General features: G+C 69.8%; 27 protein-coding genes and 1 tRNA gene. 9 read left to right on the forward strand and 19 right to left on the reverse strand.

Annotation, left to right across the window (positions count from 1 at the left end; all coding sequences use genetic code 11):
• Positions 1–11 precede the first annotated feature (11 nt).
• From ABB34_RS01650 to speA, 3 genes are all read right to left on the reverse strand, one after another.
• Entirely contained in the window at positions 12–962 is a 951-nt protein-coding gene (locus ABB34_RS01650; RefSeq protein WP_211258139.1) for a GGDEF domain-containing protein, read from the reverse strand.
• 2 nt (positions 963–964) lie between these two features.
• On the reverse strand, positions 965–1,177 hold the full coding sequence (locus ABB34_RS15495; protein WP_211258140.1) for a hypothetical protein: 213 nt from the start codon (positions 1,175–1,177) through the stop codon (positions 965–967).
• 253 nt (positions 1,178–1,430) lie between these two features.
• The gene (speA, locus tag ABB34_RS01655; protein WP_057639498.1) at positions 1,431–3,320 is read right to left on the reverse strand and encodes an arginine decarboxylase; all 1,890 of its coding nucleotides are present in this window, start codon (positions 3,318–3,320) and stop codon (positions 1,431–1,433) included.
• Positions 3,321–3,581: 261 nt separating this feature from the next.
• Here speA and speE point away from each other — a divergent pair, with 261 nt between their 5' ends.
• Positions 3,582–4,439: a polyamine aminopropyltransferase gene (gene speE, locus ABB34_RS01660; RefSeq protein WP_057639499.1), complete on the forward strand. Its 858-nt coding sequence runs from the start codon at positions 3,582–3,584 to the stop codon at positions 4,437–4,439.
• A gap of 328 nt (positions 4,440–4,767) precedes the next feature.
• Entirely contained in the window at positions 4,768–5,427 is a 660-nt protein-coding gene (locus ABB34_RS01665) for an RIO1 family regulatory kinase/ATPase domain-containing protein (RefSeq protein WP_057639500.1), read from the forward strand.
• A gap of 94 nt (positions 5,428–5,521) precedes the next feature.
• On the opposite strand, the gene ABB34_RS01670 is transcribed toward ABB34_RS01665, so the two are convergent.
• On the reverse strand, positions 5,522–5,860 hold the full coding sequence (locus ABB34_RS01670) for a P-II family nitrogen regulator (protein WP_057639501.1): 339 nt from the start codon (positions 5,858–5,860) through the stop codon (positions 5,522–5,524).
• A 163-nt stretch (positions 5,861–6,023) separates the two neighbouring features.
• Between ABB34_RS01670 and ubiK the strand changes: the two genes are divergently transcribed.
• The 3 genes from ubiK to ABB34_RS01685 all read left to right on the forward strand — a co-directional run bounded on the left by ubiK (position 6,024) and on the right by ABB34_RS01685 (position 9,490).
• A complete protein-coding gene (ubiK, locus tag ABB34_RS01675; RefSeq protein ID WP_057639502.1) occupies positions 6,024–6,278 on the forward strand; it encodes a ubiquinone biosynthesis accessory factor UbiK in 255 nt (84 codons plus the stop codon).
• A gap of 10 nt (positions 6,279–6,288) precedes the next feature.
• The gene (locus ABB34_RS01680) at positions 6,289–7,791 is read left to right on the forward strand and encodes a YifB family Mg chelatase-like AAA ATPase (protein WP_057639503.1); all 1,503 of its coding nucleotides are present in this window, start codon (positions 6,289–6,291) and stop codon (positions 7,789–7,791) included.
• 172 nt (positions 7,792–7,963) lie between these two features.
• Entirely contained in the window at positions 7,964–9,490 is a 1,527-nt protein-coding gene (locus tag ABB34_RS01685; RefSeq protein WP_057639504.1) for a lipase family alpha/beta hydrolase, read from the forward strand.
• 25 nt (positions 9,491–9,515) lie between these two features.
• Here ABB34_RS01685 and ABB34_RS01690 read toward each other — a convergent pair whose 3' ends face one another.
• Both ABB34_RS01690 and ABB34_RS01695 read right to left on the reverse strand, forming a co-directional pair.
• Positions 9,516–9,797: a DUF3247 family protein gene (locus ABB34_RS01690; protein ID WP_057639505.1), complete on the reverse strand. Its 282-nt coding sequence runs from the start codon at positions 9,795–9,797 to the stop codon at positions 9,516–9,518.
• 70 nt (positions 9,798–9,867) lie between these two features.
• Positions 9,868–10,527: a DUF6766 family protein gene (locus ABB34_RS01695; protein WP_057639506.1), complete on the reverse strand. Its 660-nt coding sequence runs from the start codon at positions 10,525–10,527 to the stop codon at positions 9,868–9,870.
• A 203-nt stretch (positions 10,528–10,730) separates the two neighbouring features.
• Between ABB34_RS01695 and ABB34_RS01700 the strand changes: the two genes are divergently transcribed.
• Positions 10,731–10,910 (forward strand): hypothetical protein, encoded by a 180-nt coding sequence (locus tag ABB34_RS01700; protein WP_057639507.1) that lies wholly within the window; start codon positions 10,731–10,733, stop codon positions 10,908–10,910.
• 64 nt (positions 10,911–10,974) lie between these two features.
• Here ABB34_RS01700 and ABB34_RS01705 read toward each other — a convergent pair whose 3' ends face one another.
• From ABB34_RS01705 to ABB34_RS01715, 3 genes are all read right to left on the reverse strand, one after another.
• Positions 10,975–11,988 carry a magnesium transporter CorA family protein gene (locus ABB34_RS01705; RefSeq protein WP_057639508.1) on the reverse strand — a complete coding sequence of 338 codons (1,014 nt, stop codon included), beginning with the start codon at positions 11,986–11,988 and terminating at the stop codon, positions 10,975–10,977.
• A gap of 6 nt (positions 11,989–11,994) precedes the next feature.
• Entirely contained in the window at positions 11,995–12,597 is a 603-nt protein-coding gene (locus ABB34_RS01710) for a hypothetical protein (RefSeq protein ID WP_057639509.1), read from the reverse strand.
• A gap of 120 nt (positions 12,598–12,717) precedes the next feature.
• Entirely contained in the window at positions 12,718–12,969 is a 252-nt protein-coding gene (locus tag ABB34_RS01715; RefSeq protein ID WP_057639510.1) for a hypothetical protein, read from the reverse strand.
• 273 nt (positions 12,970–13,242) lie between these two features.
• On the opposite strand from ABB34_RS01715, the gene ABB34_RS01720 reads away from it, so the two are divergent.
• Entirely contained in the window at positions 13,243–13,587 is a 345-nt protein-coding gene (locus ABB34_RS01720; RefSeq protein WP_057639511.1) for a BON domain-containing protein, read from the forward strand.
• Positions 13,588–13,653: 66 nt separating this feature from the next.
• On the opposite strand, the gene ligD is transcribed toward ABB34_RS01720, so the two are convergent.
• The 7 genes from ligD to ABB34_RS01755 form a co-directional block, all read right to left on the reverse strand.
• Positions 13,654–14,409 (reverse strand): non-homologous end-joining DNA ligase, encoded by a 756-nt coding sequence (gene ligD, locus ABB34_RS01725; protein ID WP_057639512.1) that lies wholly within the window; start codon positions 14,407–14,409, stop codon positions 13,654–13,656.
• A 338-nt stretch (positions 14,410–14,747) separates the two neighbouring features.
• Positions 14,748–15,368: a cysteine hydrolase family protein gene (locus ABB34_RS01730; protein ID WP_083490018.1), complete on the reverse strand. Its 621-nt coding sequence runs from the start codon at positions 15,366–15,368 to the stop codon at positions 14,748–14,750.
• A gap of 16 nt (positions 15,369–15,384) precedes the next feature.
• Entirely contained in the window at positions 15,385–16,410 is a 1,026-nt protein-coding gene (locus ABB34_RS01735) for an SDR family oxidoreductase (RefSeq protein WP_057639513.1), read from the reverse strand.
• A 46-nt stretch (positions 16,411–16,456) separates the two neighbouring features.
• Positions 16,457–16,672: a hypothetical protein gene (locus tag ABB34_RS01740; RefSeq protein WP_057639514.1), complete on the reverse strand. Its 216-nt coding sequence runs from the start codon at positions 16,670–16,672 to the stop codon at positions 16,457–16,459.
• Between the two features lie 98 nt (positions 16,673–16,770).
• The gene (locus ABB34_RS01745; RefSeq protein WP_057639515.1) at positions 16,771–17,817 is read right to left on the reverse strand and encodes a DNA topoisomerase IB; all 1,047 of its coding nucleotides are present in this window, start codon (positions 17,815–17,817) and stop codon (positions 16,771–16,773) included.
• 263 nt (positions 17,818–18,080) lie between these two features.
• A complete protein-coding gene (locus tag ABB34_RS01750) occupies positions 18,081–19,673 on the reverse strand; it encodes an EAL domain-containing protein (RefSeq protein WP_245625387.1) in 1,593 nt (530 codons plus the stop codon).
• A 143-nt stretch (positions 19,674–19,816) separates the two neighbouring features.
• Positions 19,817–19,893 (reverse strand) — tRNA-Arg (locus ABB34_RS01755).
• A 137-nt stretch (positions 19,894–20,030) separates the two neighbouring features.
• Here ABB34_RS01755 and ubiA point away from each other — a divergent pair.
• Complete coding sequence (gene ubiA / locus ABB34_RS01760) at positions 20,031–20,924, forward strand: 4-hydroxybenzoate octaprenyltransferase (RefSeq protein ID WP_057639517.1); 894 nt, start codon at positions 20,031–20,033, stop codon at positions 20,922–20,924.
• Between the two features lie 138 nt (positions 20,925–21,062).
• Here the strand turns inward: ubiA and ABB34_RS01765 are convergent, their stop codons facing one another.
• Together ABB34_RS01765 and ABB34_RS01770 are read right to left on the reverse strand one after the other, a co-directional pair.
• Positions 21,063–21,443 (reverse strand): VOC family protein, encoded by a 381-nt coding sequence (locus ABB34_RS01765; protein ID WP_057639518.1) that lies wholly within the window; start codon positions 21,441–21,443, stop codon positions 21,063–21,065.
• Positions 21,444–21,512: 69 nt separating this feature from the next.
• On the reverse strand, positions 21,513–22,241 hold the full coding sequence (locus ABB34_RS01770) for a ComF family protein (protein WP_152979471.1): 729 nt from the start codon (positions 22,239–22,241) through the stop codon (positions 21,513–21,515).
• Between the two features lie 50 nt (positions 22,242–22,291).
• On the opposite strand from ABB34_RS01770, the gene bioB reads away from it, so the two are divergent.
• Positions 22,292–23,326 (forward strand): biotin synthase BioB, encoded by a 1,035-nt coding sequence (bioB, locus tag ABB34_RS01775; protein WP_057639520.1) that lies wholly within the window; start codon positions 22,292–22,294, stop codon positions 23,324–23,326.
• Between the two features lie 179 nt (positions 23,327–23,505).
• Here bioB and ABB34_RS01780 read toward each other — a convergent pair whose 3' ends face one another.
• On the reverse strand, positions 23,506–24,987 hold the full coding sequence (locus tag ABB34_RS01780; RefSeq protein ID WP_057639521.1) for an AAA family ATPase: 1,482 nt from the start codon (positions 24,985–24,987) through the stop codon (positions 23,506–23,508).
• Positions 24,988–25,104: the final 117 nt, after the last annotated feature.

The following is a 25,104-nucleotide window of genomic DNA, read 5'->3' on the forward strand; positions in this document are numbered from 1 at the left end:
GGCCGCGGGCTTCAGGCCCTCGGCTCGCCGGCGGCATGGATGTGGTAGCCGTTCTTGCCGCTGCCCTTGATCCGGTACATGGCGCGGTCGGCGCATTCCAGCAGTTCGGCCAGCGTGGTGCCGTGCTGCGGGTACAGGCTCACGCCGATGCTCACCCCCAGCTGGTACGGCTTGCCGTCCACTTCCAGCACCTCGGTGAGCGCATGCAGCAGCTTGCGCGCGATTTCGTGCACGTGCTCCTCCTGTTCGAGCTGGGTGCAGATGGCGACGAACTCGTCGCCGCCCACGCGCGCGCAGATGTCGGTGCTGCGCGTGGCCCGGCGCAGGCGCGCGGCCGTCGCCTTGAGCACCTCGTCGCCGACGCGGTGCCCGGCGCGGTCGTTGATCGGCTTGAAGTTGTCGATGTCGATGAAGATCACCGCCACCTGCTGGTGCGGGCGGGTGGCCAGGATCAGGGCGTTCTCGAACAACGCGCACATGTAGCGCTGGTTGCTCAGCCCGGTGAGCGGGTCCTGGAAGGCCATGTCCAGCGCGTGCGACTCGGCTTCCAGCAGGCGCTTCTGGAAGCTCAGCAGCACCGCCGCCAGCAGCGAGAAATACTGCGCCAGCACCAGCAGCGTGCCGAGCATGAAGCCATGCGTGAACCAACCTGGCTGGCGGTCGATGATCAGGAACGCGCTGGCCCAGTGCAGCGCAAGCAGCACGCTGGTCAGCGCGGTGAGCGACAGCAGCCGCGGGTCGAGCGCGTCGCGCCGGTGCCAGGCGATCCAGCCGGCCCAGGCGAGGAAACCGGCATTGAACGCGGCCACGCCGGCGCCGCGCAGCAGTGATGGCATGCCGATGGCCCAGCCCGCGAAGATCCAGGCCTCCACCCCCAACGCGGCGATCACCAGCCAGCGCATCCGCACCGGCACCTCGAAAAAGCGCGCCAGCCCGATCACCAGGCACAGCTTCTCCAGCACGTTCAGCGCGGTATAGGTGGATATGACGCCGATGCCGCCTTTCCCGCCATCGAGCAGAGCAACCAGCCCAGCCGCGACGCCAGCGCGAACAGCATCGCCGTCGCCCACCAGCCGGCGCCGGAATTTATCCGTGGCGTGCGCCGCACCCACAGGAACAGCAGGAAGAAAACGAAATAGACGGTCGAGCCAATCGTGTGGACGATCTCGTACGGCATGCGCGGGCACCCCCTGTTGTGCCTTGCCTTGCTTCCACGCAGGCGCGGCCCTCCCATTGCCTCCACCCGGCATGGGAGTACCACGGCCTCCGTTCCCCAGTGCGCAATATCGGCCGAATGTGACCGACATTACAAGTGAATGGTGATTTGCTTCACGCAAACCGGGTTCACGCGGGTACCGGCCATCCGCCGGAACTGGGGAGGCAGCCGGGCACCCGCGCGGCGAGGGCCGGCCGTCGCCGCGCCGTCGTGCTCAGCCCAGCGGCTCGTCGGACAGGTAGGTGTAGCCGGTGAGCCCGGCTTCCAGCGCGGCGTCCAGTTCGGCGGCGCGCGCGGGCGGCAGGTTGGCCGCCGCCACGCGCTGGCGGTAGGCCGCGCGCAGGTCGTCCAGCCGGTAGCCGACGTAGTCGAGCATCACGTCGGTGGTGTCGCCACGGCGCTGCTGGGCGATGCGGTAGCCGTCGCTGCCGACGGTGACCTCCACCGCGTCGGTGTCGCCGAACAGGTTGTGGATGTCGCCGAGGATTTCCTGATAGGCGCCGACCAGGAAGAAGCCGATGCGGTAGCCCTCGCCGGGGCGCAGCGCGTGCAGCGGCAGCGAGCTGTCCAGGCTCTCGTTCTCGACGTAGGTCTCGACCATGCCGTCCGAGTCGCAGGTCATGTCGGCGACGATGCCGCGGCGGTCCGGGCGTTCGTCGAGCCGCTCGATCGGCACGATCGGGAATACCTGGTCGATCGCCCACACGTCGGGGATCGACTCGAACACGCTGAAGTTGACGAAATACTTGTCCACCAGCCGCTCGTTGAGTTCGTCCAGCACCGGGCGGTGGCTCTTTTCGTCGTAGCTCAGGCGCGCGCGCACGCCGTGGGCGATGGCGTAGAACAGGTCGTCGATGCGCGCGCGCTGCGGCAGGTCGATCTGGCCCAGCGCGTAGGCGCTCAGGCCTTCGGCGTGGAAATGCTGGGCCTCGTGGAACAGCTCCACCGCCGGGCGCACGTCCAGTTCGCCATGGATCTCGCGCAGGTGGCGGATCGCCGCCGGTTCGTCGTCGTGCGCTTCGGGCACGCGGCCTTCCGGCGCCTGCTCGACCTCGGCGACGTTGGCGATCAGCACCGCGTGGTGCGCGGTCATCGCGCGGCCGCATTCGGTGACGATGCGCGGCTGCGGCAGGCCGTTGGCCTCGCAGGCCTCGGCCAGCGGCTGCACGATGTTGCCGGCGTAGGAATCCAGCCCGTAGTTGATCGAGCAGTAGCTGCGCGAGCGGGTGCCCTCGTAGTCGATGCCGAGGCCGCCGCCGACGTCGACGTGGCTGATCTTCGCGCCCAGCCGCGACAGTTCGACGAAGTAGCGGGTGGCCTCGCGCATGCCGTTGGCGATGTCGCGCACGTTGCTGATCTGGCTGCCCATGTGGAAGTGCAGCAGGTTCAGGCAGTCGGCGTACTCGGTGTCGCGCAGGGTCTTCCACAGGTCCAGCAGCTGCCGCGGCGACAGCCCGAACTTGGCCTTGTCGCCGCCGCTGTTCTGCCACTTGCCGGCGCCCAGCGAGGCCAGGCGCATGCGCACGCCGATGCCCGGCTTCACCTCCAGCGCCTTGGCCTCCTCCAGCACCAGCTTCAGCTCGGAAGGCTTCTCGATGACGATGAAGGTCTGCAGGCCGAGCTTGCGGCCGATCAGCGCCAGGCGGATGTATTCGCGGTCCTTGTAGCCGTTGCAGACGATCAGCCCGCCCGGGCGGCTCAGCGCCAGCACCGCCATCAGTTCCGGCTTGGAACCGGCCTCCAGCCCGAAGCCCTCGCCATGGTGCGAGGCCAGCGTGCCGGCCACGCCCTGGTGCTGGTTGACCTTGATCGGATACACGGCGGTGTAGCCGCCGCCGTAGTCCCAGTCCTGCTGCGCCTGCGCGAAAGCGGCCTGCAGCTTGCCGAGGCGCTGGCCGAGGATGTCCGGAAAGCGCACCAGCAGCGGCAGCTTGGCGCCGGCGGCGCGGGCCGAATCGACGATCTGCGGCAGCGACACGGCTGGCCCCTGCACGCCGGTGGGACGCACCACGACATGGCCGTTGCCGTCCACGTCGAAATAGCCATCGGACCAGTGCGGGATCGAATAGGTCTTGCGGGCCTGGTCGAGGGACCAATTGCTCATCGGTGTAGCGGCTCGGTGGGGCGAAAGAGCACGCATTCTAACGTCTGCGGGGCAAGGGTCCGTTACAATCCGCGCCCGCGCCCGCGCCTTCAGGCCCGGCTTTCAAGCCCCTCTCCCATCGGGAGGGGGGTTGGGGTGAGGGGCAACGGAGTCACGATGGTTCAACCATCATGGACTGCGTTCGCCCCTCATCCGCCCTTCGGGCACCTTCTCCCGGAGGGAGAAGGGCTTGTCCCCCAACTCCCAGCAGGACCACCGCCCATGACCACCCACGACAACTGGTTCATCGAACACTTCCAGCCGACCGGCTCGGCCATCGGCTTCCGCATCACCGGCAAACTCGATGAAGTGCAGTCGCCGTTCCAGAAGATCGAGATCTACGACAGCACCGACTGGGGCAAGCTGATGGTCATCGACGGCGCGATGATGCTGACCACGAAGGACAACTTCTTCTACCACGAGATGATTTCCCATCCCGTGCTGTTCACCCACCCGGCCCCGAAGCGCGTGGTGATCATCGGCGGCGGCGACTGCGGCACCCTGCGCGAGGTGCTCAAGCACCCGGGCGTGGAGAAGGCCACCCAGTGCGACATCGACGAACAGGTCACGCGCATGGCCGAGAAACATTTTCCGGAACTGTGCGAATCCAACGGCGACGCCCGTGCCGAACTGCTGTTCGACGACGGCGTGGCCTACATGGCCAACTGCGCACCGGGCAGCGTGGACGTGGTGATCGTGGATTCCACCGACCCGGTCGGCCCGGCCGAGGGCCTGTTCAACAAGGCGTTCTTCGAGAGCTGCTTCCGCGCGCTGAAGGACGACGGCCTGCTGGTGCAGCAGAGCGAGTCGCCGCTGGCACTGCTGGATTTGATCAAGGACATGCGCGCGGAGATGGGCAAGGCCGGCTTCGCCTCGTTCAAGACCCTGCCGTTCCCGCAGCCGTGCTACCCCACCGGCTGGTGGAGCGTGACCGTGGCCAGCAAGCAGGCCGGTTTCGGCTTCGGCTTCCGTGAAGCCGAAGCCGCCGCCAAGCCGTTCGACACCCTGTACTACACCGCGCCGCTGCACACCGGCGTACTGGTCAGCCCGCCGTTCGTGGCCAAGGCACTGGGCGAATAAGCCCGCACGCCACCGCAGCGCTCCACCCTCGACCCCGCGCCGGCCACCGGCGCGGGGTTTTTGTTGCCGCCATCCACGGTGACCTCCTTCGAGCCATCGGCAGGCGATGTCAAAACCGCTCCCGGCGGTTTTTCGTCGTGGCACCCCACGCCGGCACCGGAAGTAAACGCCACCGCAACAATCCGTTGCGCCATTTCGGCTCTTACATTTTTTTGACATTCAGGTTTTATGGACTGCCCAGTTCTAAAATTCAGCCCACGTTTCATCCCCCGCAAGACCGGCAGCCCCCGGCGCTTTCCGCGCCCCGCGCCGGGTCAGGAAAGCCTTCATGAACACCGTGTCCGCCTGCTGCGGCGATATCGCCGTTCCCGCCCCCGTCCAACTGCTCAAGCGCGGCGAACGCCTGCTCGAACCCGACGTCTATCGCACCGAGTTCAATGGCCAGCCGGCCGTGTTCAAGGACTATCGCCGCTACCGCGGCACGCTGCTGGCGCCGGTCGCGCACCTGCTGGTGCGGCGCGAGGCCGGGGTGCTGCGGCGGTTGCAGGGCTGGAAGCACGCGCCGGCCCTGCTGGGCACCATCGGCGGGCTGGCGCTGGGCATGGAGTTCGTACCCGGCGACACCCTGAGCAGCGTGCAGCACGCCGGCCAGGAGGTATTCGACCAATTGCAGCAGGCGTTGTCGCGCCTGCATGCGGCCGGCATCACCCACAACGACCTGCATGGCACCAACATCGTGGTCAGCGCCGGGGTGCCGGTGCTGCTGGATTTCACCTCGGCCCTGCGTACCCCGCGCTGGCTGCGCAACGGCCCGATAAGCCGCCAGCTGCGCCGCAGCGACATGAAGAACCTGGTCAAGATGCGCCAGCGCCTGACCGGGCTGGCGCCGACGCCGGAACAGGCGGCGCTGCTGGCCGAGCCGGGCTGGGTGCGCACGCTGCGCAATGCCTGGAAGCGGCTGTACCGGCGGATCAAAGGGCAGAATTGAGCCATCTTCCGTAGCTGCCGGGCTTGCCCGGCAGGGGCCTTGCCGGCAACGCCCGGCGGGGCAAGCCCCGCCGCCACGGGTGCAAAGCGGGCGCTCAGAGCGCGTCGGCGTCCAGCTCGCCGGTGCGGATGCGCACCACGCTGCCCAGGTCGTAGACGAACACCTTGCCGTCGCCGATCTTGCCGGTGCCGGCGGCCTTGACGATGGCTTCCACCACCTCGTCGGCCTGGGTGTCGGTGACCGCCACCTCGATCTTCACCTTGGGCAGGAAATCGACCACGTACTCGGCGCCGCGGTACAGCTCGGTGTGGCCCTTCTGCCGGCCGAAGCCCTTGACCTCGGTGACGGTGATGCCGGCCACGCCACGTTCGGCGAGCGCTTCGCGCACGTCATCCAGCTTGAACGGCTTGACGATGGCCATGATCATTTTCATCGGTCGGTTCCCTGTCGGTGTGCCGTCGAAGGATACCCCGCGCCACCGCGGGCAGGGCAAACGCGCAGGCGAGGGATTATCCTTACCGCCCGACGCAACAGAGCCTGATGGCCGCGCGTGCCGGCACCGAGCAACATCGGCCGGCCCCCTGCGGAGACTGCCCATGATCGACCTGAACCACATCGACGCCCTGGCCCGCCGCCTGAGCGAACTGGTGCCCCCGGGGCTGCGCGAATCGCGCGAGGAACTGCAGGCCACCTTCAAGGGCGCGCTGCAGGCCGGCCTTGCCAAGCTGGACCTGGTGACCCGCGAGGAATTCGAGGTGCAGCGCGCGGTCCTGCTGCGCACCCGCGAGAAGCTCGACGCGCTGGAACAGGCCGTCGCCGCGCTGGAAAAACACCCCGCCAACGACGCCTGAGGCGCCGGCCGTGAGCCTGGCGCTGGTGCACGCCCGCGCCCGTGCCGGCGTGCACGCGCCGCCGGTGCGGGTGGAAGTGCACCTGTCCGGCGGCCTGCCCTGCACCCAGATCGTGGGCCTGCCCGCGGCGGCGGTGCGCGAGGCACGCGACCGCGTGCGCGCGGCCATCCTCTGCGCGCAGTTCGAGTTCCCGGCACGGCGCATCACCATCAACCTGGCCCCGGCCGACCTGCCCAAGGACGGCGGCCGCTTCGACCTGCCGATCGCGCTGGGCATCCTCGCCGCCAGCGGCCAGATCGACCGCCAGGCGCTGGCCGGCCACGAGTTCATCGGCGAGCTGGCACTGACCGGCGAACTGCGCGGCGTCGATGGCGCGTTGCCGGCCGCGATCGCCGCCGCGCGCGCGCAACGCACGCTGGTGGTGCCGCCGGACAACGCCGAGGAAGCCGCGCTGGCCGGCAACGCGCAGGTGAAGGTGGCCCGCACCCTGCTGGAAGCCTGCGCCGCGCTGGCTGGCGAGAAAGCGCTGCCGGACGCGCAGGCGGCCGCCGTGGCGCCTTCGCCGCTGCCCGATCTTGCCGACGTGCGCGGCCATGCGCAGGCGCGGCGCGCGCTGGAGATCGCCGCCGCCGGTAGCCACCATCTATTGCTGGTCGGCTCGCCCGGCTGCGGCAAGACCCTGCTGGCCTCGCGCCTGCCCGGCATCCTGCCCGAGGCCAGCGAGGCCGAGGCGCTGGAAACGGCCGCCGTCGCCTCGGCCGGCGGGCATCGCGTGGACCCGGCACGCTGGCGGCAGCGGCCCTTCCGCTCCCCGCACCACACCGCCAGCGCGGTGGCGCTGGTCGGCGGCGGCCCGCAGCCGCGGCCGGGCGAGGTATCGCTGGCCCACAACGGCGTGCTGTTCCTCGACGAACTGGCCGAGTGGAAGCGGCATGCGCTGGAGGTGCTGCGCGAGCCGCTGGAATCGGGCGTGGTCACCATTTCCCGAGCCGCGCGCAGCACCGCGTTCCCGGCCCGCTTCCAGCTGGTCGCGGCGATGAACCCCTGCCCCTGCGGCTGGGCCGGCGACCGCAGCGGGCGCTGCCGCTGCTCGGCCGAGGCGGTCGCCCGCTACCGCGCGCGCATCTCGGGGCCGCTGCTGGACCGCATCGACCTGCACCTGCAGGTGCCGCGGCTGCCGCCGGCCGAGCTGCATGGCGATGCGCCGGGCGGCGAAGCCAGCGCCGTCGTGCGGGCGCGGGTGGTGCAGGCCCGCACCCGCCAGCTGCAGCGGGCCGGCAAGGCCAATGCCTGCCTCGACCCCGGCGAGACCCTGCGCGACTGCGCGCTGGCCCGCCCCGACCAGGCCCTGCTGGAACAGGCGATGGAACGCCTGCAGCTGTCCGCGCGCTCGATGCACCGCATCCTGCGCGTGGCCCGCAGCATCGCCGATCTCGCAGGCGCCGACGCCATCGAACGCCCGCACCTGGCCGAAGCCATCGGCTACCGGCAACTGGACCGCGCCGCGGAATGATGCCCGCTGTGCAAAACCCGTAGATGCGGGGCTTGCCCCGCATGGGGCTTTCCCGGTGAAGCCCGGTCGCGACGGGCGTCGCTCCTACGGGTTTGGCGGATGCCGGCGCCACGGTCGCCGCCAATGCGACGACAATGGGCGACGATCGCCCTTCCCCGCTGCTGAGCCGGACATGGACAGGATCGAACGCCCGTACTACCCGATCATCTACGTGCGCGGCTATGCGATGACCCGCGCCGAGATCGTCGAGACCACCTCCACCCCGTTCATGGGCCTGGAGGCCGGCTCGACCAAGATCCGCCAGGCGCAGGACGGCTCGGTGGTGAAGTTCGTGTTCGAGTCGCCGCTGGTGCGGCTGATGAAGGACCACGGCTACCGCGACGTCTACGACGGCGGCGCCGAGCTGCGCAGCGGCATTTCGCCGCGCAGCATCGTCATCCACCGCTATTACGACGTGGCCGACCCGGCGTTCGGCGGCGGCAAGGCGCCGTCGATCACCGAGGCCGCCGCCAGCCTCGGCAGGCGCATCCTCGAACTGCGCGACAGCGTGTGCGGCGGCAACGCAACGATGCGCCGCGATTTCCGCGTGTACCTGGTCGCGCACTCGATGGGCGGGCTGATCTGCCGCTGCCTGCTGCAGAACCCGGAGGTGGCCGGCGCCGAGGTGCGCGCGCTGGTGGACAAGGTGTTCACCTACGCCACCCCGCACAACGGCATCGACATCGCCGGCATCAACGTGCCCGACCTGCTCTCGCTCAACGACCTGAACAACTTCAACCGCGGCAACATGGCCAAGTACCTGAAGGTGGCCAAGGACAAGGTCAACACGCTGGGTGACTCCGGCTTCCCGTCGTCGCGGCTGTTCTGCCTGATCGGCACCAACAGCCGCGACTACGCGGTGGCCCGCGGGCTGTCCTCGTTCGCGGTCGGCGCCTTCAGCGACGGCCTGGTGCGCATCGCCAACGCCTACGTTGAGGGCGCGCCGCGCGCCTTCGTCAACCGCAGCCACAGCGGCCACTTCGGCATCGTCAATTCGGAAGAGGGCTACCAGAACCTGACCCGCTTCCTGTTCGGCGATACCTGCGCCACCGCGCAGTTGGACATCGCAGCGCTGCCGCTGCCGCCGGAGATCGAAAGCGCGCGCAAGCGCGGCAAGCAGGTGCGTTCCTCGTACTACATCGAGGCCACCGTGGCGCCGCGCGGCGCCTACACCTACCAGCTCACCGCGCGCACCCAGGCCAACGAATGCGCGGTGCGCCGCGAGTACGGCGAGCTGTTCGACGGGGACGGCAACCTGCGCCGCGACGCGCGCTCGCCGGTGCTGTTCTCGGTGTTCCTGGACAGCCGCCGCATCACCGCCGGCAGCGAGATCGCCTTCTCCATCGAGCTGGCGGTGTGCAACGCCGGCTACGAGGTCGATGGCGCGTTGTTCCTGAAGAACCACATCCCCGGCGAATACCTGTTCCGCAACACGCTGGTGCTGTTCGCCAAGCCCGGCGAGGACGGCCAGTGGCGGCTGCGCTACGTGTGGGGCGACGACCAGTGGGCCGGTGGCCCGAAGACCCGGGCCGAACTGGACAGCGCGCGCAGCCGCGCCATCGGCATCGTCCAGCAGGCGCCGGACGTGTTCTCGGTGCCGCTGTCCTCGGCCAAGGGCTTTGCCGCCGAACTGAAGATCGCGCTGTCGGCATGGGCGTGAACGGCATCGCGAAAAGGGGGCGTACCTAGCACGACCCCAGGCGCACGAAGCGCTCCACCTCGTCCAGCCAGACGATGTGGATGCCCGCATCGCCGGTGTCGATCCGCAGCTGGCCGTTGGTGCCCTCGTTGCCTTGCGGGTCGAGGAACTGCTGGACCGTCGGCCGGTCGGGAAGCGTGCCCACCCGCGTCGTTCCATCGCGCAGGTGCAGCTCGACCGTCAACTCCGCGTCGAGCGCCAATTGCAGCTCCTTCAATCGTTCGATGGTGGCCTGGTCCACATGGACGCGGGGGGCTGTTCTGCTCATTGCATGCCTCGCCTGTCATTCGTTGCGTGGAAAGGGAAAATCCGGTGGCCACGCGCCAACCGTTCCGCGCTCAGGTGCCGGTCTGCGAAGCGGGCGCCTGCAGCGGCTTGGATTGCGGCGACTTGTCCTGCCGCAGCCAGATGCTCAACACGACGATGGACAGCACCGCGAGGAATTCGCTTTGCCAGTTCTGCATCGACTCGAACCAGAACCGCGCACTGCACAGATGCTCGAACAGGCTGATCGCGGCCTGGCCCTGCATGACCCGCTGCTCGTTCTCGTGCAGCCAGCTGCCGCAGGCGTGCCCGGCGAAACTCAGCAGGAACAGCAGTGCATACGCCAGCGACAGCGAGTTGGCGTACAGCACCTTGCAGATACCGCCCCTGCGCAGCGGCCACGGCCGCGTGCCGGCTTCCACCCGTTCCCGTTCCTCGCCCGGGTCCAGCGGCCGCGATTCGGCCGAGCCCTGCTGGCGCAGGCCCACGGTCAGCAGCACGTACATGCCCATCTGCAGGAACTCGCTTTCCCAGTTTTCGAAGGTGGCCGACAGGAAGTGCCCGCTGGCCAGGTACCGGCGCAGCGATTCCGGCGCGGCGCCGGCATCCAGCAGCTCCGCGTTGTGCACCAGGAACCCGGACCACACCTGCCCGGAAAGGAACACGCCGAACAATCCCAGCAGCACCAGCGACAGGCCATTGCGGCGGAAGAAGGATGACGGTTCGTTGCCCATGTGCGGTCTCCGGCGATGACAACGCAAGCTGGACGCCGACGTTGCAAGGACGCGTAAAGGAACCGCGGCGGACGTCGCCGCCCCGGTCACATCCATGAACCGGCGCGCGCGGAGACGACGGCGTGAACGCAGGCGGCGCCGGCTTCACGTGCGGATCAAGCGGCGGCCGGAACAATCGCCGGTACCTGCCAGGAGGTTGTGCCATGTCCAGAGACCGCAAGGATCCGCCGGATCCGTCCGAAGACCGCCAGTGCGGGGAAACCCGCAAGCAGCACCACGAGCGCAAGCAGCACGAAAGCGCCAACCATGACGAAGCGCTGGAAGAGACGTTCCCCGCCAGCGACCCGGTATCGCCCTTCGTCCCGGCCAGGACCCCCGAATGAACCGTGCCCGGCCACGCGCATCCCGCTGCGTGGCCGCCGCGGTGGCGCCACGCAGCGCGCGACGCTAGAACCAGCGGCGGTGGCGCCCGAGCAGGAAGGCGCCGGCGGCCAGCAGCAGCAACCCACCGACCACGGCGAAGAACCCCACGTCGTCGGTCTTGAAGAAGCCGGCGCGGAAGTTCATGCCCAGCGCGCCGACGATGGTGGCCAGCAGGCCGGTGACCACGGTGACGAAGGTGAGCACGCGCATGGCGTCGTTGGTGCGCAGCGCGGTCTGGTTGCTGAACAGCTCGAAGCTGCCCAGCACCAGCTCGCGCGCGTTCTCGACCATGTCCATCGCCCGCTCGAAGCGGGTGTCGAGCGCGACGAAATGGCGCTCGGCGGTGCGGTTCTCGTCCGGGCGGAAATCCGGCCGCGACAGGGCGCCGAACACGCGGCGGTGCGGGGCCAGCATCCGCCGCAGCCGCGAGGCCCAGCGCCGCAGCCGCTGCAGCTCGGGCAGCATGTCGCGCGCGCGCTCGCCGAGGATGCGGACCTCCAGGCGCTCGATGGCGATCTCGTAGTCGTTGATCGCCGTGAAGTAGCTCGCCAGCTGGCGGTCGAGCAGGGTGGCCACGAAGCTCTCGGCACACAGCACGCCCAGCGCACCGTTGCCCCACTGCCGCCCGCGCATGTCCTCGACGAAGTCGATCGGTTGCCGGTGGAAGGTGACCACGCGGTTGTCGCCGGTGATGCACGACAGCACGCTGCCGGCAAGCTTCTCGCGGTTGCCGCTGCCGCCGGCGGCGATGACCCGCACCCAGAAATGCCTGCCCTCCTGCCCCATCTCCGGCGCGGTGCCGCCGTCCACGAAGGCCCGCGCCGCCGCCGGCAGTTCCCAGGCCTGCCATACCGCATCCAGCATCGCGGCCGGTGCGTCGCCCAGGTCCACCCACGCCAGCGCGTCGTCGCCGGGGCAGCATTGCGCCAGTGCCTCCAGCGCGACCGCGCGGGAGTGGCCTTCGGCATCGAACACGCGGCAGAAGAACGCCCCGTCCGCCGGGGGATCGTCCGCCGTGCTGGCCGCCGCGGTCGCCACGTGCGGTTACAGGTAGTCCTTGCGTGCGTTCTCCGCCCGCGCCGCGCCGATGGCGGTCTGCACGTCCTTGCGTTCCTCCGGCGGGGGCAGCACCGCCGGCATGCCCAACTGCTGGATCCACAGTTCCCGCGCCCAGCCCTTGGTGTGGTACAGGTGGTGGTCTTCCTGTTTCTCCACGGCCTCGTAGGCCTGCATCAGCACCTTGGCATGCGGGCCACGCCTGCCGGCGACCTTGCCGATCAGTTCCCAGTTCAGGTGGTCCTTGGTTTCGGCAAGGACGACGCATTCGGCCGCCACCAGCTCCGCCTCGGCAGGTCTGGCGTTGGCCAACGCCATCTCGATCGCGGCCACCAGCGAAGCGCCCAGGTGGGCGACGACCTCGCGGCCGGGGCTGGCGGTTTCCGTATCCAGGCCGATCTGCCCGAACACGCGGGTCAGGATTTCCTCGTGGGTGCGGGTTTCGTCCAGGTAGCCCTGCCACTCCTTGCGCAGGTCCTCGTTCCCGGTGGCGCGCAACGCGGCGGTATAGACCTGGATGCCACCGCGCTCGGTTTCCAGCGCCTGCAGCAACAACTCGGTGACGGATGCTTCATCTGCTTTCGTGGCCATGCCTGCTCTCCTCGTCGGGGACGGCCGGTATAGCCAGCCATCCGCAAAGCACGCGTGAGCCGGCGTGAACGGCAGGTATTCGCCGTGGCAGGGCCTCCCGTGCGGGCAGGCCCCGGCCCGTCAGCCGACCACCAGCGACCAGGGGATTTCCGATCCGTTGAACTTGAACTTGAACCCGTCGCAATCCACCTGCCTTGCCAGGTTGCCGCGCTCGTCGACCAGCGTGCTGACCTCTATCCGCGTATCCGCCGCGGCGGGCCCGCTCCTGCTCGGGATGCCGGCTGTCCTGATGTCGGCCATTTCCCTGGAAACGATCGTGACCGGGCGCAGCTCCCGCCCCGGGCCCTCCAGATAGAATTGAATGCCTTTCACGGTGCGATGTCCTCGAGATCATTCCCCCCATCCAGCGCCACCTTTTCTACAGGTGGCGGGGTTAAGGCGCCGGGTACGGCATGCCTTGCATTCGTTAAGCGGCGACATGGAACGCGGCATGGATCGCGACATGCCCTTCACGCCGATACGCCACCGCCGCGCTTTCCGACCGGCCGCGCGTGCACGCGCCCCTCACCAATGGCTGCATGTTCTTAATCCATGCCCCGACACGATGGCGGCGGAGCATTCCTGCTCCCCAAGTGGAGGATCGACATGAAGACTCGCAAGCTCAAGCAACTCCTGTTCGCCACCTTGGTCGCCACCGGTTGCGCGGGAACCGCCATCAGCGTCCAGGCCGCCGGCCAGGCCACGGCCGGGCAGGAATCCGTGCAGCCCGGCAGCGACACCTGGATCACCACCAAGGTCAAGGCCGAACTGCTCGCCACCAAGGACGTTTCCGGCCTGGACATCAAGGTCGAGACGGTCAACGGCGTGGTTTCCCTGAGCGGCACCGTGGACACGCAGGTCGAGGCCGACCGCGCGGTGGCGGTGGCGCGGGCCATCGAGGGTGTCAGCCGGGTGGATGACAGCGGGCTGGTGGTGCGCAACAAAAGCTGAACACGCCGCCCGCGGTGGTCCGCTGGTCATGCCGGCCGGCGGACCCACCCGCGCCTGCCGGCGCGATCATCCGCGCCGCTTGCGGGCCGAACGCGAGACGGTCCTGTCCAGATCCTGTTCCATCGCGGCGATGTCGCCCCACGGATGCGCCTTCATCCGCGCCATGCGCCGCGGCGCGGAGGCCAGCGTGCAGGCATCGCCGCGCTTCACTCTTCCCAGTTCCTCCCAGCGCAACGGCATCGCCACCGGTGCTCCCACCCGCGCGCGCAGCGAGAACGAGGCCACGCTGGTCGCGCCGCGGCCGTTGCGCAGGTAGTCGATGAAGATGCGCCCCTTGCGCTGCGCCTTGCCGGCGGTGGTCACGTACGACAACGGATCGGCCGCGGCCATCGCCTCGGCGAAGGTGCGCGCGAATTCCCGCACCCGCGGCCACGGGCAGGCCGGCCGCAACGGCGCCACCACGTGCAGGCCCTTGCCGCCGGAGGTACGCACGAACGATTCCAGGCCGAGCGCGCGCAGGCGGTCGCGCACCTGCCGCGCGGCCGCCACCACCCGCGGCCAGGCCACGCCCGGCGCCGGGTCGAGGTCGAACACCATGCGGTCGGCCTTGTCCGGGTCATCGGCCAGCGCGCCCCAGGGGTGGAATTCCAGCGCGTTGAACTGCACCAGCTCCAGCAGCGCATCGGCGTCGCGCACGACGAGGTAGTCGGCGCGGGTGCCGTCCTCTTCCTCCAACGGCAGCGCATCGACCCGCGCCATGCCCGCCAGCAGGTGCTTCTGGAAAAAGCACGGCCGCTGCGCGCCCTGCGGGCAGCGCACCACCGGCGATTTCCGGCAGCAGCCAGGGCAGCATGGTGCGGTAGTAGGCGAACACGTCGCACTTGCGGATGCCCGCGCCCGGGTACACCACGCGGGCCGGGCTGGTGAGCGTCACCGCGGCTGTGAACTTCCCGATCTGGTGGTGGCTGCAGGCATTTCCGGCTCCCGGTGGGTGTGGGTATCCGCCGCACGCAGGCCGGTGATCATCCTGCTGTCGGCGTGGATCATCTTGAATGCGGCCTGCCGCGTTGGCGCCCCCCATCACCAGCATGGGCTTGGTCCCGTTGCACCCGGGGAACCGCCACCAACGCCGACCGGCATGAAAAAGCGCCGCGGCGATTTCACGGCGGCACCGGGAACAGGCCGGGCACCGAGCGCGACGAACGGGTGTCGCCGTCCAGCGACTGCGCGACGACGGCCAGCGCGGCGCGCTTGCGCCGTGGGGTGATCGCCGCCACGCAGTCGCCGGGCACCCACAGCGCGAACTCGCGCATGTTGGCGTCCTGCGCGGTGGCCAGCACGCAGGAATCGGCGGCCACGCCGGTCAGCACCAACCGTCGCACCTGCAGCTTGGCCAGCAGGATCGTCAACGGCGTGGCGAGGAAACCCGAGTGCTTGGGCTTGAGCACGTGGTAGTCGTGCGGGCGCGGCGCCAACCGCCGCGCCACCGCCGCCGCATGGCCGCCGGCATCGGCGCAGGCCGTCACCAGGTTGCCGAACTGCCCCTGCCAATGGGCGAAGTTGTCGTTGACGTGGATCACCGGCGCCGCGGCGGCGTCGAAGCGGCGGCGCAGGCGCACGATGCCCGCGCAGGCCGCCTCGGCGGCGGCACCGAGCGCGTCGCCGCCGGCGAAATCGAACAGGTTGATCATGTCCAGGATCAACAGCGCGGTCACGTCGCCGTGGCGGGAGGCAAGGGCCTGCCCGCCACCGTCGCCGCCCGCCTTGCGCTTCGTGCCCATGACCGGCCGCCGCCGCTCAGCCGCGCGGGCCGCCCATCACCGGCAGGATCGCCCCGCTGATGTAGCTGGCGGTCACCGGCGAGGCGAGGAAGACGTAGGCCGGCGAGAGTTCCTCCGGCTGCGCCGGCCGGCCCATGTCGCTGTCCTTGCCGAACCTGGCGACATCCGGGGCCTGCTTGTCGGCCGGGTTCAGCGGCGTCCACACCGGCCCCGGGGCGACGCAGTTCACCCGGATGCCGCGGCCCAGCAACTGCGCGGCCAGCGCCTTGGTGAAGGCATGGATGGCGCCCTTGGTGGCGGTGTAGTCGAGCAGCGACGGGCTGCCGAACAGCGCGGTTTCCGAGCCGGTGTTGATGATGCTGGCGCCTTCGCCCAGGTACGGCAGCACCGCGCGCGCCATCTGCACGTAGCCGGCGATGTTGGTCTGCAGGGTTTCCTGCAGGTGCGCGTCGTCGAGGTCCTCCAGGCGGTGGCAGTGCAGCTGGAAGGCGGCGTTGTTGACCAGGACGTCGATGCCGCCGAGCGCCTCGTTCACCCGTGCGGCCGCCGCGTTGCAGAACGCCGGGTCGCGCACGTCGCCGCTGATGGCGATGCAGCGGCCGCCCTCGTCCTCGACCGCCCTGCAGGTTGCCTCCGCGTCCTCGTGCTCGTCCAGGTACAGCACCGCCACGTCGGCACCTTCGCGCGCGAACAACAGGGCCACCGCGCGACCGATGCCCGAGTCGCCGCCGGTGACCAGCGCGCGCATGCCCTGCAGCTTGCCGCTGCCCCGGTAGTCGGCCGCCAGGTAGCGCGGCTGCAGTTGCAGGTCGTGCTCGTTGCCCGGCTTCTTCAGGCTCTGCGCGGGCAGTTTCGCCGGCTGGCGGCGGGTGCCCGCCTGCACCCCGCCGGACGGTGCCGGCTTCGGCTTGCCGGCGCCCTGCTGCTTCGTCTTCGCCTGCATGCGGCGCTGGCGTTCGGCCGTCGCCTCCGCCCCGGCGCGGGCGGAACTGGCGCTCTTGCCGGCGGCCTTGCGGGCGGGGGTTTTCTTGCTGGGGGTCATGGGCTCGATCTCCGATGTGGGTTCGCGGGCACGTCGTGATGGGCGCTCAGCCCGCGGAGGCATGGCGGGCGCAGTGTTCGCAGCAGAAGACCGCCTTGCCGACCTCCACGCCGTGGCCAATGACGGCGCACTCGCAGTGCGCGCAGCGCGGTGCCATCGCATGGATGGCGCATTCGAACGAATCGAAGGTGCGCGTCACCGCGCCCTGGGTGATGGTGAAGCTCCTGTCGTAGTTGTTGCCGCAGACGTCGCAGGTGGCCATGGGCGTTCCTCGGTTGCTTGCCGGGCAACCGATTCTTCGCGGGCCGGTGCTGCGCGGCAGTGAAAAAACGTGGAAGCGCCGTGTAGGCGCGCGCCCGCTCAGCGCGGCGCCGGGCAGGCCTTCAGCACCTTCAGCGCCGCCCGTTCGCACTGGCGGATGCCGCGCAGCGCGCGCAACGGCCGCAGCGCGCCGTCCTGCCAGGCACGGAACACGCGCGGGTCGATGTAGGACTTCCGGCAGACCGCGGGGGTATTGCCGAGCGTCGCGGCGACCGCGGCGACGACCCGGTTGCGCAGCGGCGCCAGCGTCCGTTCGTCCGCATCCGCCGGTACCGGCAACCGCGCCAGTTCGATCATCGCGGTCAGGGTGGCGCCCCAGGTGCGGAAATCCTTGGCGGTGAAATCGCTGCCGGTCAGCCGCTTCAGGTAGGCGTTGACGTCGCCCGAATCGACCGGGCGCACCCGGCCCGCGTCGTCGCGGTACTGGAACAGCGGCTTGCCGGGCAGGTCGTGGCAGCGCCGGATCAGCGCCACCAGCCGCCGGTCGTCTATCCGCAGGTGCTGGGAACGGCCGGATTTCCCGGCGAAGCGCATCTCCGCGCGCGCCCCCGCGCACAGGTGGAGGTGGCGGTTGCACAACGTGGTCAGGCCGTAGGAATGGTTGCTGCGCGCATAGGCGTCGTTGCCGATGCGTGCGTAGGTCCTGCCCATCACCGTGACCACCAGGGCCAGCACCTTGTCGCGCGGCAGGCCGGGCAGCGCCAGGTGCCGGCGCAGCTTGCCGCGCAGCGCCGGCAACGCCCTGCCGAAGGCGAGGATGCGGGCGAACTTGTCCGCGCCGCGTTGCCGCACCCAGTCCGGGTGGTAGCGGTACTGCTTGCGCCCGCGCGCGTCGCGGCCGGTGGCCTGCAGGTGCCCATCGGCGCGCGCGCATATCCACACCTCGGTGTAGGCCGGCGGTATCGCCAGCCGGCGGATCCGTTCGAGTACCGCGCCGTCGCGTACCGGCGCACCGGCGCTGTCCACGTAACGGAAGCCGCGCCCGGCGCGCTGCCGCGAGATTCCCGGCTGCCGGTCGTCGCTGTGGCGCAGGCCGGTGCCGCGCAGCGTGCGCGAGGGCGTTTCACGGGCGTTGGCGCTTGGCATCAGGTGGGAGGCGGGGCGGGGTTCTCCGGCGCTCGGCAGGGGCGCCGCATCACCAGGGCGGCACGCTCAGCACCACGGCCAATGCCAATACGACGATAACGATGACGATGATCCATCGGCGGGGAAACCTGCGGCGCTGCGTCATGTGCGGAGCCCTCTGGCGGGTGTCGATGGCCCGAGGGTGCGGCAGGCGGCGTCAAGATGGCGGGAAGCGCGGCGCCGTCGTCGGCTCGGAAGGAGGGCCGCAATGTGGCGGGATGCGGTTACGCCTCCGGGTCGGTACGGTCCGTTACCGCGACGCGATCGACGAACGCTTCGATTCCCAGTGGGCGTGCCAACGCATAGCCCTGCCCGTAGCGCACCCCCGCCGCCAGCAGCAGTTGCACCTGCTCCATCTTCTCGATGCCCTCGGCGACGGTCTGCGCCTCGACGGCGTGGGCGATGTTGACGATTTCGGGGATCAGGTTGGAGCGCACCGTGGCGTCCTCCAGCTCGTAGACGAACGAGCCGTCGATCTTCAGCAGGTCGGGGGAAAGCTGGGTGACCGACCTGAGGTTGGAATAGCCGGTGCCGAAGTCGTCCACCGCGATCAGGAAGCCCCGGGCCTTCAGCCGCTGCACTTCCGGGATCAGCTCGCTGGACAGACTGTGCTCGGTGATCTCGATGCAGACTTCGAGGTCGTTGCGGCCGGTGGCCCGCAGGGCCTGTTCCAGCAGCGGAATCAGCACGTCCGGCTCGATGCTTTCGGGAAAGCAGTTCAGGGCGATGCCGAACCTGCCCTCCCATGCCGGCAGGTGCGCCGCCAGTTCCCGGATCGCCTTGCGCGCGACCGCATGGTCGAAGCGGCGCTGCAGGCCGGCGCCGCGGATGGCCGGGATCATCCGGTCGGGCGCCCAGGTCGTTTCACCCTCCCGCAGGCGCGCCAGCACCTCGCAGCCGACCGGACGCAGCGTCGCCAGGTCGAACACGGGCTGGTAGACCAAGGCCAGATGGGCTTCGTCGCAAAGCAGGCCGATGCGGTTGCGCAGGCTGCCGAGCCGGTACACGAAGGGCGTGACCGTCCCGATGACCAGCCCGGCGATCAGCAGCGATCCGGCCAGCAGCACCGGCAGCAATGCGTTGCCCTGCACGATGGCCGGCAGGTTGCGCCGCGTCTGCAGCACCACGTCCTGGCCGGGCGCCATGCTGACCCGCTCGTAGCCCAACCCTTGCCACGAAAGGCTGGAGCCCTCCAAGTGGCCGGCACGCGCCTGCATCGCCGGCAGGGCCCGGGCCTCGATGCCGTTGGCATTGAGCAGGAACAGCCCGTCCGTGGTGCGCAGCCATACCGCGTCGGCGCTGGCGTACAGGTCGTCGGTGGCATAGGGGCTGACGACGACGTTGACCGGCGGGCGCTGGATGATGGTGGCGGCCACCTTCCTGCCCGCCATCGTCAGCGGGACGTTGGTCAACAGCTCCAGCCCCGACCGCGAGACATGGACCGGGTAGTCGTCCTTGATCGGCACGGACAACCGCCCCAGCGCCGTGGAGCAGATCAGCTGCCGGTTTTCGTCCAACACGCCGATCTCGCGCAGGTAGCGGGAGCCCAGCAGTTCGGCATTGAGGTCGACCAGGCCCTGGTCGCTGCAGTTCAGCCGGCCCTTGCGGGCCAGGCGGTCCAGCAGCCCGCTGCCTTCCGCGGTGACCTTCTGCATCAGCTGCAGGGCCGCGTCGTGGCGCTGCGCCGTCCGGCTCTGGTCGAGCCATGCAACGGCGGCCACCGAGGCCAGCATCAACGCGAGGGAGACGAATATCCCGATGCCGCAGATGAAGACCCTCGGCATCCTGGCGATCTTCAGCAGCAACCAGTGGCGCACCTTGTGCAAGAAGCCTCCCGACCTTGCCGCGCGGCTCGAAGCCAGCCGTTGGAATCGTATGCGCTGTTCAACCGGGCGACAACGTCGGCTGGACGGCCATGCGCCAACCGCAGCCGATGACGACCGGGAAATGGTTTGGAAGATGGCGCGCCCGGAGGGATTCGAACCCCCGACCAATGGCTTCGGAAGCCACTACTCTATCCGGCTGAGCTACGGGCGCGTTGTCTGTTGCGGCGGGAGCGTTGCACTCCCGGACCGGCCGGCATCGCCGGGCGGAGGCGCATTCTAACGGCAAATGCCTGCGCAGGTCTGCCCCCGTGCGCCGAGGGCGGCGGGGGCTGCTGGTAATCTTCGCGCATGGGTTACGAACGACACGAACCGCCGCCGGCTCCGGCACCGTCGCGGCTGCTGCCTTACTGGAAGCTGATGCGCGCCGACCGCCCGATCGGCACCCTGCTGCTGCTGTGGCCCACGTGGTGGGCGCTGTGGCTGGCGGCCGGTGGCCTGCCGCCGCTGTGGACGCTGTTCGTGTTCACCGCCGGGGTGTGGCTGACCCGCTCGGCCGGTTGCGTCATCAACGACTACGCCGACCGCTGGCTGGACCCGCACGTCAAGCGCACCCGGGACCGCCCGCTGGCTACCGGCGCGGTGTCCGGGCGGCAGGCGCTGGCACTGTTCGCCGGGCTGATGGGGGTGGCGTTCGCGCTGGTGCTGACGATGAACCGGCTGACCGTGCTGCTGAGCTTCGTCGGCGTGTTCCTGGCCGCCACCTACCCGTACCTGAAGCGCTACACCCACCTGCCGCAGGTCTACCTGGGCATGGCCTTCGGCTGGGGCATCCCGATGGCGTTCGCCGCGGTGCAGGGCGAGGTGCCGCCGCTGGGCTGGGTGCTGTACGGCGCCAACATCCTGTGGTCCACCGCCTACGACACCTGGTACGCGATGGTCGACCGCGACGACGACCTGAAGGTCGGCTCGCACTCCACCGCCATCCTGTTCGGCGATCTGGACCTGGTGATCCAGGGCATCCTCTATGCGCTGTTCCTCGGCGCGATGGCGCTGGTCGGGCAGCGCGCGCAACTGGGCGCGTGGTACTGGCTGGGGCTGCTGGTGGCCGCCGTGCTGGTGGCCTGGGAGTTCTGGCTGGCGCGCAGGCGCGAACGCGAACCGTGCTTCAAGGCATTCCTGCACAACAACTGGGTGGGCGCGGCGCTGTTCGCCGGTATTGCGGCCAGCCAGTATCTGGATTGATTGGGGTAGCTGGCATGATGCCGGTGATGCGCCTGTCGTGAAGGTTCCGCGGCCGGTACTGGTGCCAAGGGTGGTGGTGAGGGCATGCGGGGCGAGCCCCGCATCTACGGCTTTCGAGCCGACCGGCGCGGGCGCGGGTCACTGGCCCGCGGGCGGCTCCCACAGCTCGACCTTGTTGCCGTCCGGGTCGATGACCCAGCCGAACTTGCCGAAGTCCGAGGACTCGGTGGCGTCGAGGACGTCGCAGCCCTCCGCGCGCAACGCGGCCAGCAGCGCGTCGAGGTCGTCCACGCGGAAGTTGACCATGAAGGTCGCCGAACCCGGTTCCATCTTCTTCGTGTCGCGCGCGAACACGCTCCAGATGGTCATCCCCGACGCGCTGCCGGGGCCGCCCCACGGGAACACCGCCCCGCCCCACTCGCCCACGTCCAGCCCGAGGTGGTCGCGGTACCAGGCGCCAAGGCGCACGGGGTCCGCGGACTGGAAGAAGATGCCGCCGATGCCTGTCACGCGCTTCATTGACCTGTCTCCGGATTGGCTCGCGCCCGTGGTCCGGCAGCATGCCACGGCGCCATTGCCGCCCGGCATTCACGGCACCCGCGCGCAGACCCAGGCATCGACACGCGTCACGCCGGCCCGGCGCAGCGCACGGGCGGCCGCGTGCAGGGTGGCGCCGGTGGTCATCACGTCATCGACCAGCGCCACGTGCGGCGGCAATGGCCCGGCGGCGACGAAGGCCGCGCGCAGGTTGCGGCGGCGCGTGGCTGCATCCAGCTCCGACTGGGCGGCGGTGGCGCGTACCCGGCGCAACCCGGCCAGCAGCGGCAACTGCAGGTGGCGGGCCAGCGGCCGCGCCAGCTCCAACGCCTGGTCGTAGCCCCGCTGGCGCAGCCGCGACCGGTGCAGCGGTACCGGCACCAACGCCTGCGGCGGGTCGGCGGCGGCCAGCCGCTCGCCCATCAACTGCGCCAGCAGGCGCCCGGCGGCAAGGTCGTGGTGGAACTTGAAGCGGCGCAGCAGGCCATCCACCGGCGCGGCGTACAGCAAGGCGGCGTGCACCTGTTGCAGCGGCGCGCGCGCCTGCCGGCAGGCGCCGCACAACGTGCCGGCGCTCTCCGCGGCCGGCAGCGGCAAGGCGCAGCGGCGGCAGGCACTGTCCAGCCACGGCAGGCCGGCGGCGCAAGCGGCACACAGGTCGCGGCCGGCGGCCGCCGGTTCGGTGCAGACCAGGCAGGTCGGCGGGAACAACAAGCCGGACAACCGGCTACCCCATATGTAAACCCGCTCTGAAATCGATTGGTTGACAGGGGTGACCATGCTCACCAGACTGCCGCGTTTCCCCTGCCCGAATCTGTCAGGAAACCACGATGTCCGCCGTCATCCGCCACGACTGGAGCCGCGAGGAATTGCTGGCGCTGTTCGACCTGCCGTTCCCCGAGCTGCTGTTCCGCGCCGCCGGCGTGCACCGCGAACACTTCGACCCGACGCAGGTGCAGGTGTCCACGCTGCTGTCGGTCAAGACCGGCGGCTGCCCGGAGGACTGCGCCTACTGCCCGCAGGCGCAGCGCTACGACACCGGCGTCAACGCGCAGAAGCTGATGGACACCGACGCGGTGGTCGAACGCGCGCGCGCGGCCAAGCACGCTGGCGCCTCGCGCTTCTGCATGGGCGCGGCGTGGCGTTCGCCGAAGGACCGCGACATCCCCAAGGTGGCGGCGATGATCGCCGAGGTGAAGGCGCTGGGCCTTGAAACCTGCGCCACGCTGGGAATGCTCGAAGACCATCAGGCCAAGGCGCTCAAGGACGCCGGGCTGGACTACTACAACCACAACCTCGACACCGCGCCGGACTACTACGACTCGATCATCCACACCCGCCAGTACCAGGACCGGCTGGACACGCTCGAACACGTGCGCAACGCCGGGCTGAAGACCTGCTGCGGCGGCATCGTCGGCATGGGCGAGACCCGCGAGCACCGCGCCGGCCTGCTGCTGGCGCTGGCCAACCTGCCGGCGCACCCGGATTCGGTGCCGATCAACCGGCTGGTGCAGGTGGCCGGTACGCCTCTGCATGGAAGTGCGGAGCTGGACCCGTTCGAGTTCGTGCGCATGATCGCGGTGGCGCGCATCGCGATGCCGCGCTCGATGGTGCGGCTGTCGGCCGGGCGCGAGAGCATGAGCGACGAATTGCAGGCGCTGTGCTTCGCCGCCGGCGCCAACTCCATCTTCTACGGCGAAAAGCTGCTGACCACCGGCAACCCGGACACCGAACGCGACCAGGCACTGTTCGCGCGGCTGGGCATCCGCCCGATGGAAGTGGCGGTGGATGCCGAGGACCACGATCATCCGGGCACCGTGCATTTGGATATTGCGCCGCAGTGCGGCTGTGCGGCTTCGGCCTGAGTTGCCTTGTTGATTGGCAGCGGGTGCCTGGGGGTGCCGACCGTTGGTCGGCACAATCAACCAATCCGCGACGAGCCGCCGCCCACCCAACGGTCAAGCGCTACCGGAAAGCCATGTGATCCGGCACCAGCCTCGGGACCCTCGCCATTGCAGATGCCGGCCAGCGGCCGGCACTGCCTTCAATCGGCCGACACCGTGCGCCCGCGCGCCCAGTCGCGCAGCGCCTGCACCTGCTCGGCCATCAGCACCGACAACGGCCGCGTGTTGCGGATCTCGGCCATCAGCAGGTCGGTATCCAGCGGCTTGCGCTCGGCGTGCGCGGCATACAGGCCGGCGACCACCGCCTGCTCGATCTCGGCGCCGGAAAAGCCGTCGGCCGCCGCCGCCAGCGCCGGCAGCGCGAACGCCTCGGCGTCCAGCCCGCGCTTGCCCAGGTGCAGGCGCAGCAGCTCCACGCGGGTGTCGGGCGCGGGCAGGTCGACGAAGAAGATCTCGTCGAAGCGGCCCTTGCGCAGCAGTTCGGCCGGCAGCTCGTGCACCTGGTTGGCGGTGGCGACGATGAACACCGGCGCCTTGCGTTCGGCCATCCAGGTCAGCAGGTAGCCCAGCACCCGGCGCGAGACGCCGCCGTCCTCGCCGCTGCTGGCCAGGCCCTTCTCGATCTCGTCGATCCACAGCACGCACGGCGCCAGCTGCTCGGCCGAGGCCAGCGCCTGGCGCAGGTTGTTCTCGGTTTCGCCGTGGTACTTGTTGTAGAGCGTGCCGAAGTCCAGCCGCAGCAGCGGCACGCCGAAGCCGGCGGCGGTGGCCTTGGCCAGCATCGACTTGCCGCAGCCCTGCACGCCGAGCAGCAGCATGCCGCGCGGCGGGTCCAGCCCCGGTGGCGCGTCGCCGGCGACGAACACCGCGCGGCGCTGCTCGATCCAGCGCTTCAGGCGCGCCGCGCCGGCCACCTCGCCGAAGCGCGCGCTGTCGTATTCGTAGTGCAGGTGGCCGCTGCGGTTGAGCAGCTCGAACTTCAGCTTGGCCAGCTGCGGCAGGTCGTCGGCATGCAGCGCGCCGTCGCCGTGGATCAGCTGGCGGGCGATGCGCCGCGCATCGGTCAGGCTCAGGCCCTGCAGGTTGCGCAGGATCTGCCGCACCGCGTCCTGGTCCACCTCCACGCGGCGGCCGCCGTTCTCGCCGGCGTAGGCCGCCGCTTCCTCGCGCAGCATCTTCAGCAGCGCGTTGGCGTCGGGCAGGCGCGGGTTGAAGCGGGTCGCCAGCGGTTCCAGTTCGGCCGGCAGCTCGACCTTGGCGCCGACCAGCACCAGCACGTGCGGCTGGCTATGGCGGCGCTGCACGATGTCGCGCAGCAGCCGCTGGTGGCTGGCGTAGCCGAGGTAGGGGTGGAAGTCGAGCAGCAGGTAGATGCCGCGCTGGTCGGCCTCGTGGATCATCCGCAGCACCGAGCTGGCGTCCGGCGGGCCGCTGGCCTCGTCCTCGCGGTCCATGTCGATGCGGCGCAGGCCCTCGGTGATCGACCAGCGGTACAGCGCGCGCCACACGTTCATCAGCGCCTGCCGGAACAGCTCCACGATCCGCGCCTCGTCCCGCGTCTCGATGACGATCAACGGCGTGCTGGCGCGGATCAGCGCGGTCAGGTCCTGCAACTCGCTCATGGGGGCTCCGGCGGCGGGGCCGACAAGATAGCAAAGCGGCAGGGGCGTCGTGGTTGCATCCGGAGTGATGCAGGGGCAACGTCAGTCGCGACCGGGCCTTTCCCGGTACGGACACCG

Source organism: Stenotrophomonas daejeonensis (assembly GCF_001431505.1).
Taxonomy (GTDB): domain Bacteria; phylum Pseudomonadota; class Gammaproteobacteria; order Xanthomonadales; family Xanthomonadaceae; genus Stenotrophomonas; species Stenotrophomonas daejeonensis.

Bases quoted from the DNA above. Each gene is read 5' to 3' on its own strand.
- ABB34_RS01730 (WP_083490018.1), bottom strand. From the start codon at position 15,368: ATGGGCACGAAGCGCAAGGCGGGCGGCGACGGTGGCGGGCAGGCCCTT.
- ABB34_RS01685 (WP_057639504.1), top strand. From the start codon at position 7,964: ATGGACAGGATCGAACGCCCGTACTACCCGATCATCTACGTGCGCGGC.
- bioB (WP_057639520.1), top strand. From the start codon at position 22,292: ATGTCCGCCGTCATCCGCCACGACTGGAGCCGCGAGGAATTGCTGGCG.
- ABB34_RS01710 (WP_057639509.1), bottom strand. From the start codon at position 12,597: ATGGCCACGAAAGCAGATGAAGCATCCGTCACCGAGTTGTTGCTGCAG.
- ABB34_RS15495 (WP_211258140.1), bottom strand. From the start codon at position 1,177: ATGCCGTACGAGATCGTCCACACGATTGGCTCGACCGTCTATTTCGTT.
- ABB34_RS01720 (WP_057639511.1), top strand. From the start codon at position 13,243: ATGAAGACTCGCAAGCTCAAGCAACTCCTGTTCGCCACCTTGGTCGCC.
- ABB34_RS01700 (WP_057639507.1), top strand. From the start codon at position 10,731: ATGTCCAGAGACCGCAAGGATCCGCCGGATCCGTCCGAAGACCGCCAG.
- ABB34_RS01735 (WP_057639513.1), bottom strand. From the start codon at position 16,410: ATGACCCCCAGCAAGAAAACCCCCGCCCGCAAGGCCGCCGGCAAGAGC.
- ubiA (WP_057639517.1), top strand. From the start codon at position 20,031: ATGGGTTACGAACGACACGAACCGCCGCCGGCTCCGGCACCGTCGCGG.
- ABB34_RS01745 (WP_057639515.1), bottom strand. From the start codon at position 17,817: ATGCCAAGCGCCAACGCCCGTGAAACGCCCTCGCGCACGCTGCGCGGC.
- ABB34_RS01780 (WP_057639521.1), bottom strand. From the start codon at position 24,987: ATGAGCGAGTTGCAGGACCTGACCGCGCTGATCCGCGCCAGCACGCCG.
- ABB34_RS01770 (WP_152979471.1), bottom strand. From the start codon at position 22,241: ATGGTCACCCCTGTCAACCAATCGATTTCAGAGCGGGTTTACATATGG.
- ABB34_RS01690 (WP_057639505.1), bottom strand. From the start codon at position 9,797: ATGAGCAGAACAGCCCCCCGCGTCCATGTGGACCAGGCCACCATCGAA.
- ABB34_RS01665 (WP_057639500.1), top strand. From the start codon at position 4,768: ATGAACACCGTGTCCGCCTGCTGCGGCGATATCGCCGTTCCCGCCCCC.
- ABB34_RS01740 (WP_057639514.1), bottom strand. From the start codon at position 16,672: ATGGCCACCTGCGACGTCTGCGGCAACAACTACGACAGGAGCTTCACC.
- ABB34_RS01695 (WP_057639506.1), bottom strand. From the start codon at position 10,527: ATGGGCAACGAACCGTCATCCTTCTTCCGCCGCAATGGCCTGTCGCTG.
- speE (WP_057639499.1), top strand. From the start codon at position 3,582: ATGACCACCCACGACAACTGGTTCATCGAACACTTCCAGCCGACCGGC.
- ABB34_RS01765 (WP_057639518.1), bottom strand. From the start codon at position 21,443: ATGAAGCGCGTGACAGGCATCGGCGGCATCTTCTTCCAGTCCGCGGAC.
- ubiK (WP_057639502.1), top strand. From the start codon at position 6,024: ATGATCGACCTGAACCACATCGACGCCCTGGCCCGCCGCCTGAGCGAA.
- speA (WP_057639498.1), bottom strand. From the start codon at position 3,320: ATGAGCAATTGGTCCCTCGACCAGGCCCGCAAGACCTATTCGATCCCG.
- ABB34_RS01670 (WP_057639501.1), bottom strand. From the start codon at position 5,860: ATGAAAATGATCATGGCCATCGTCAAGCCGTTCAAGCTGGATGACGTG.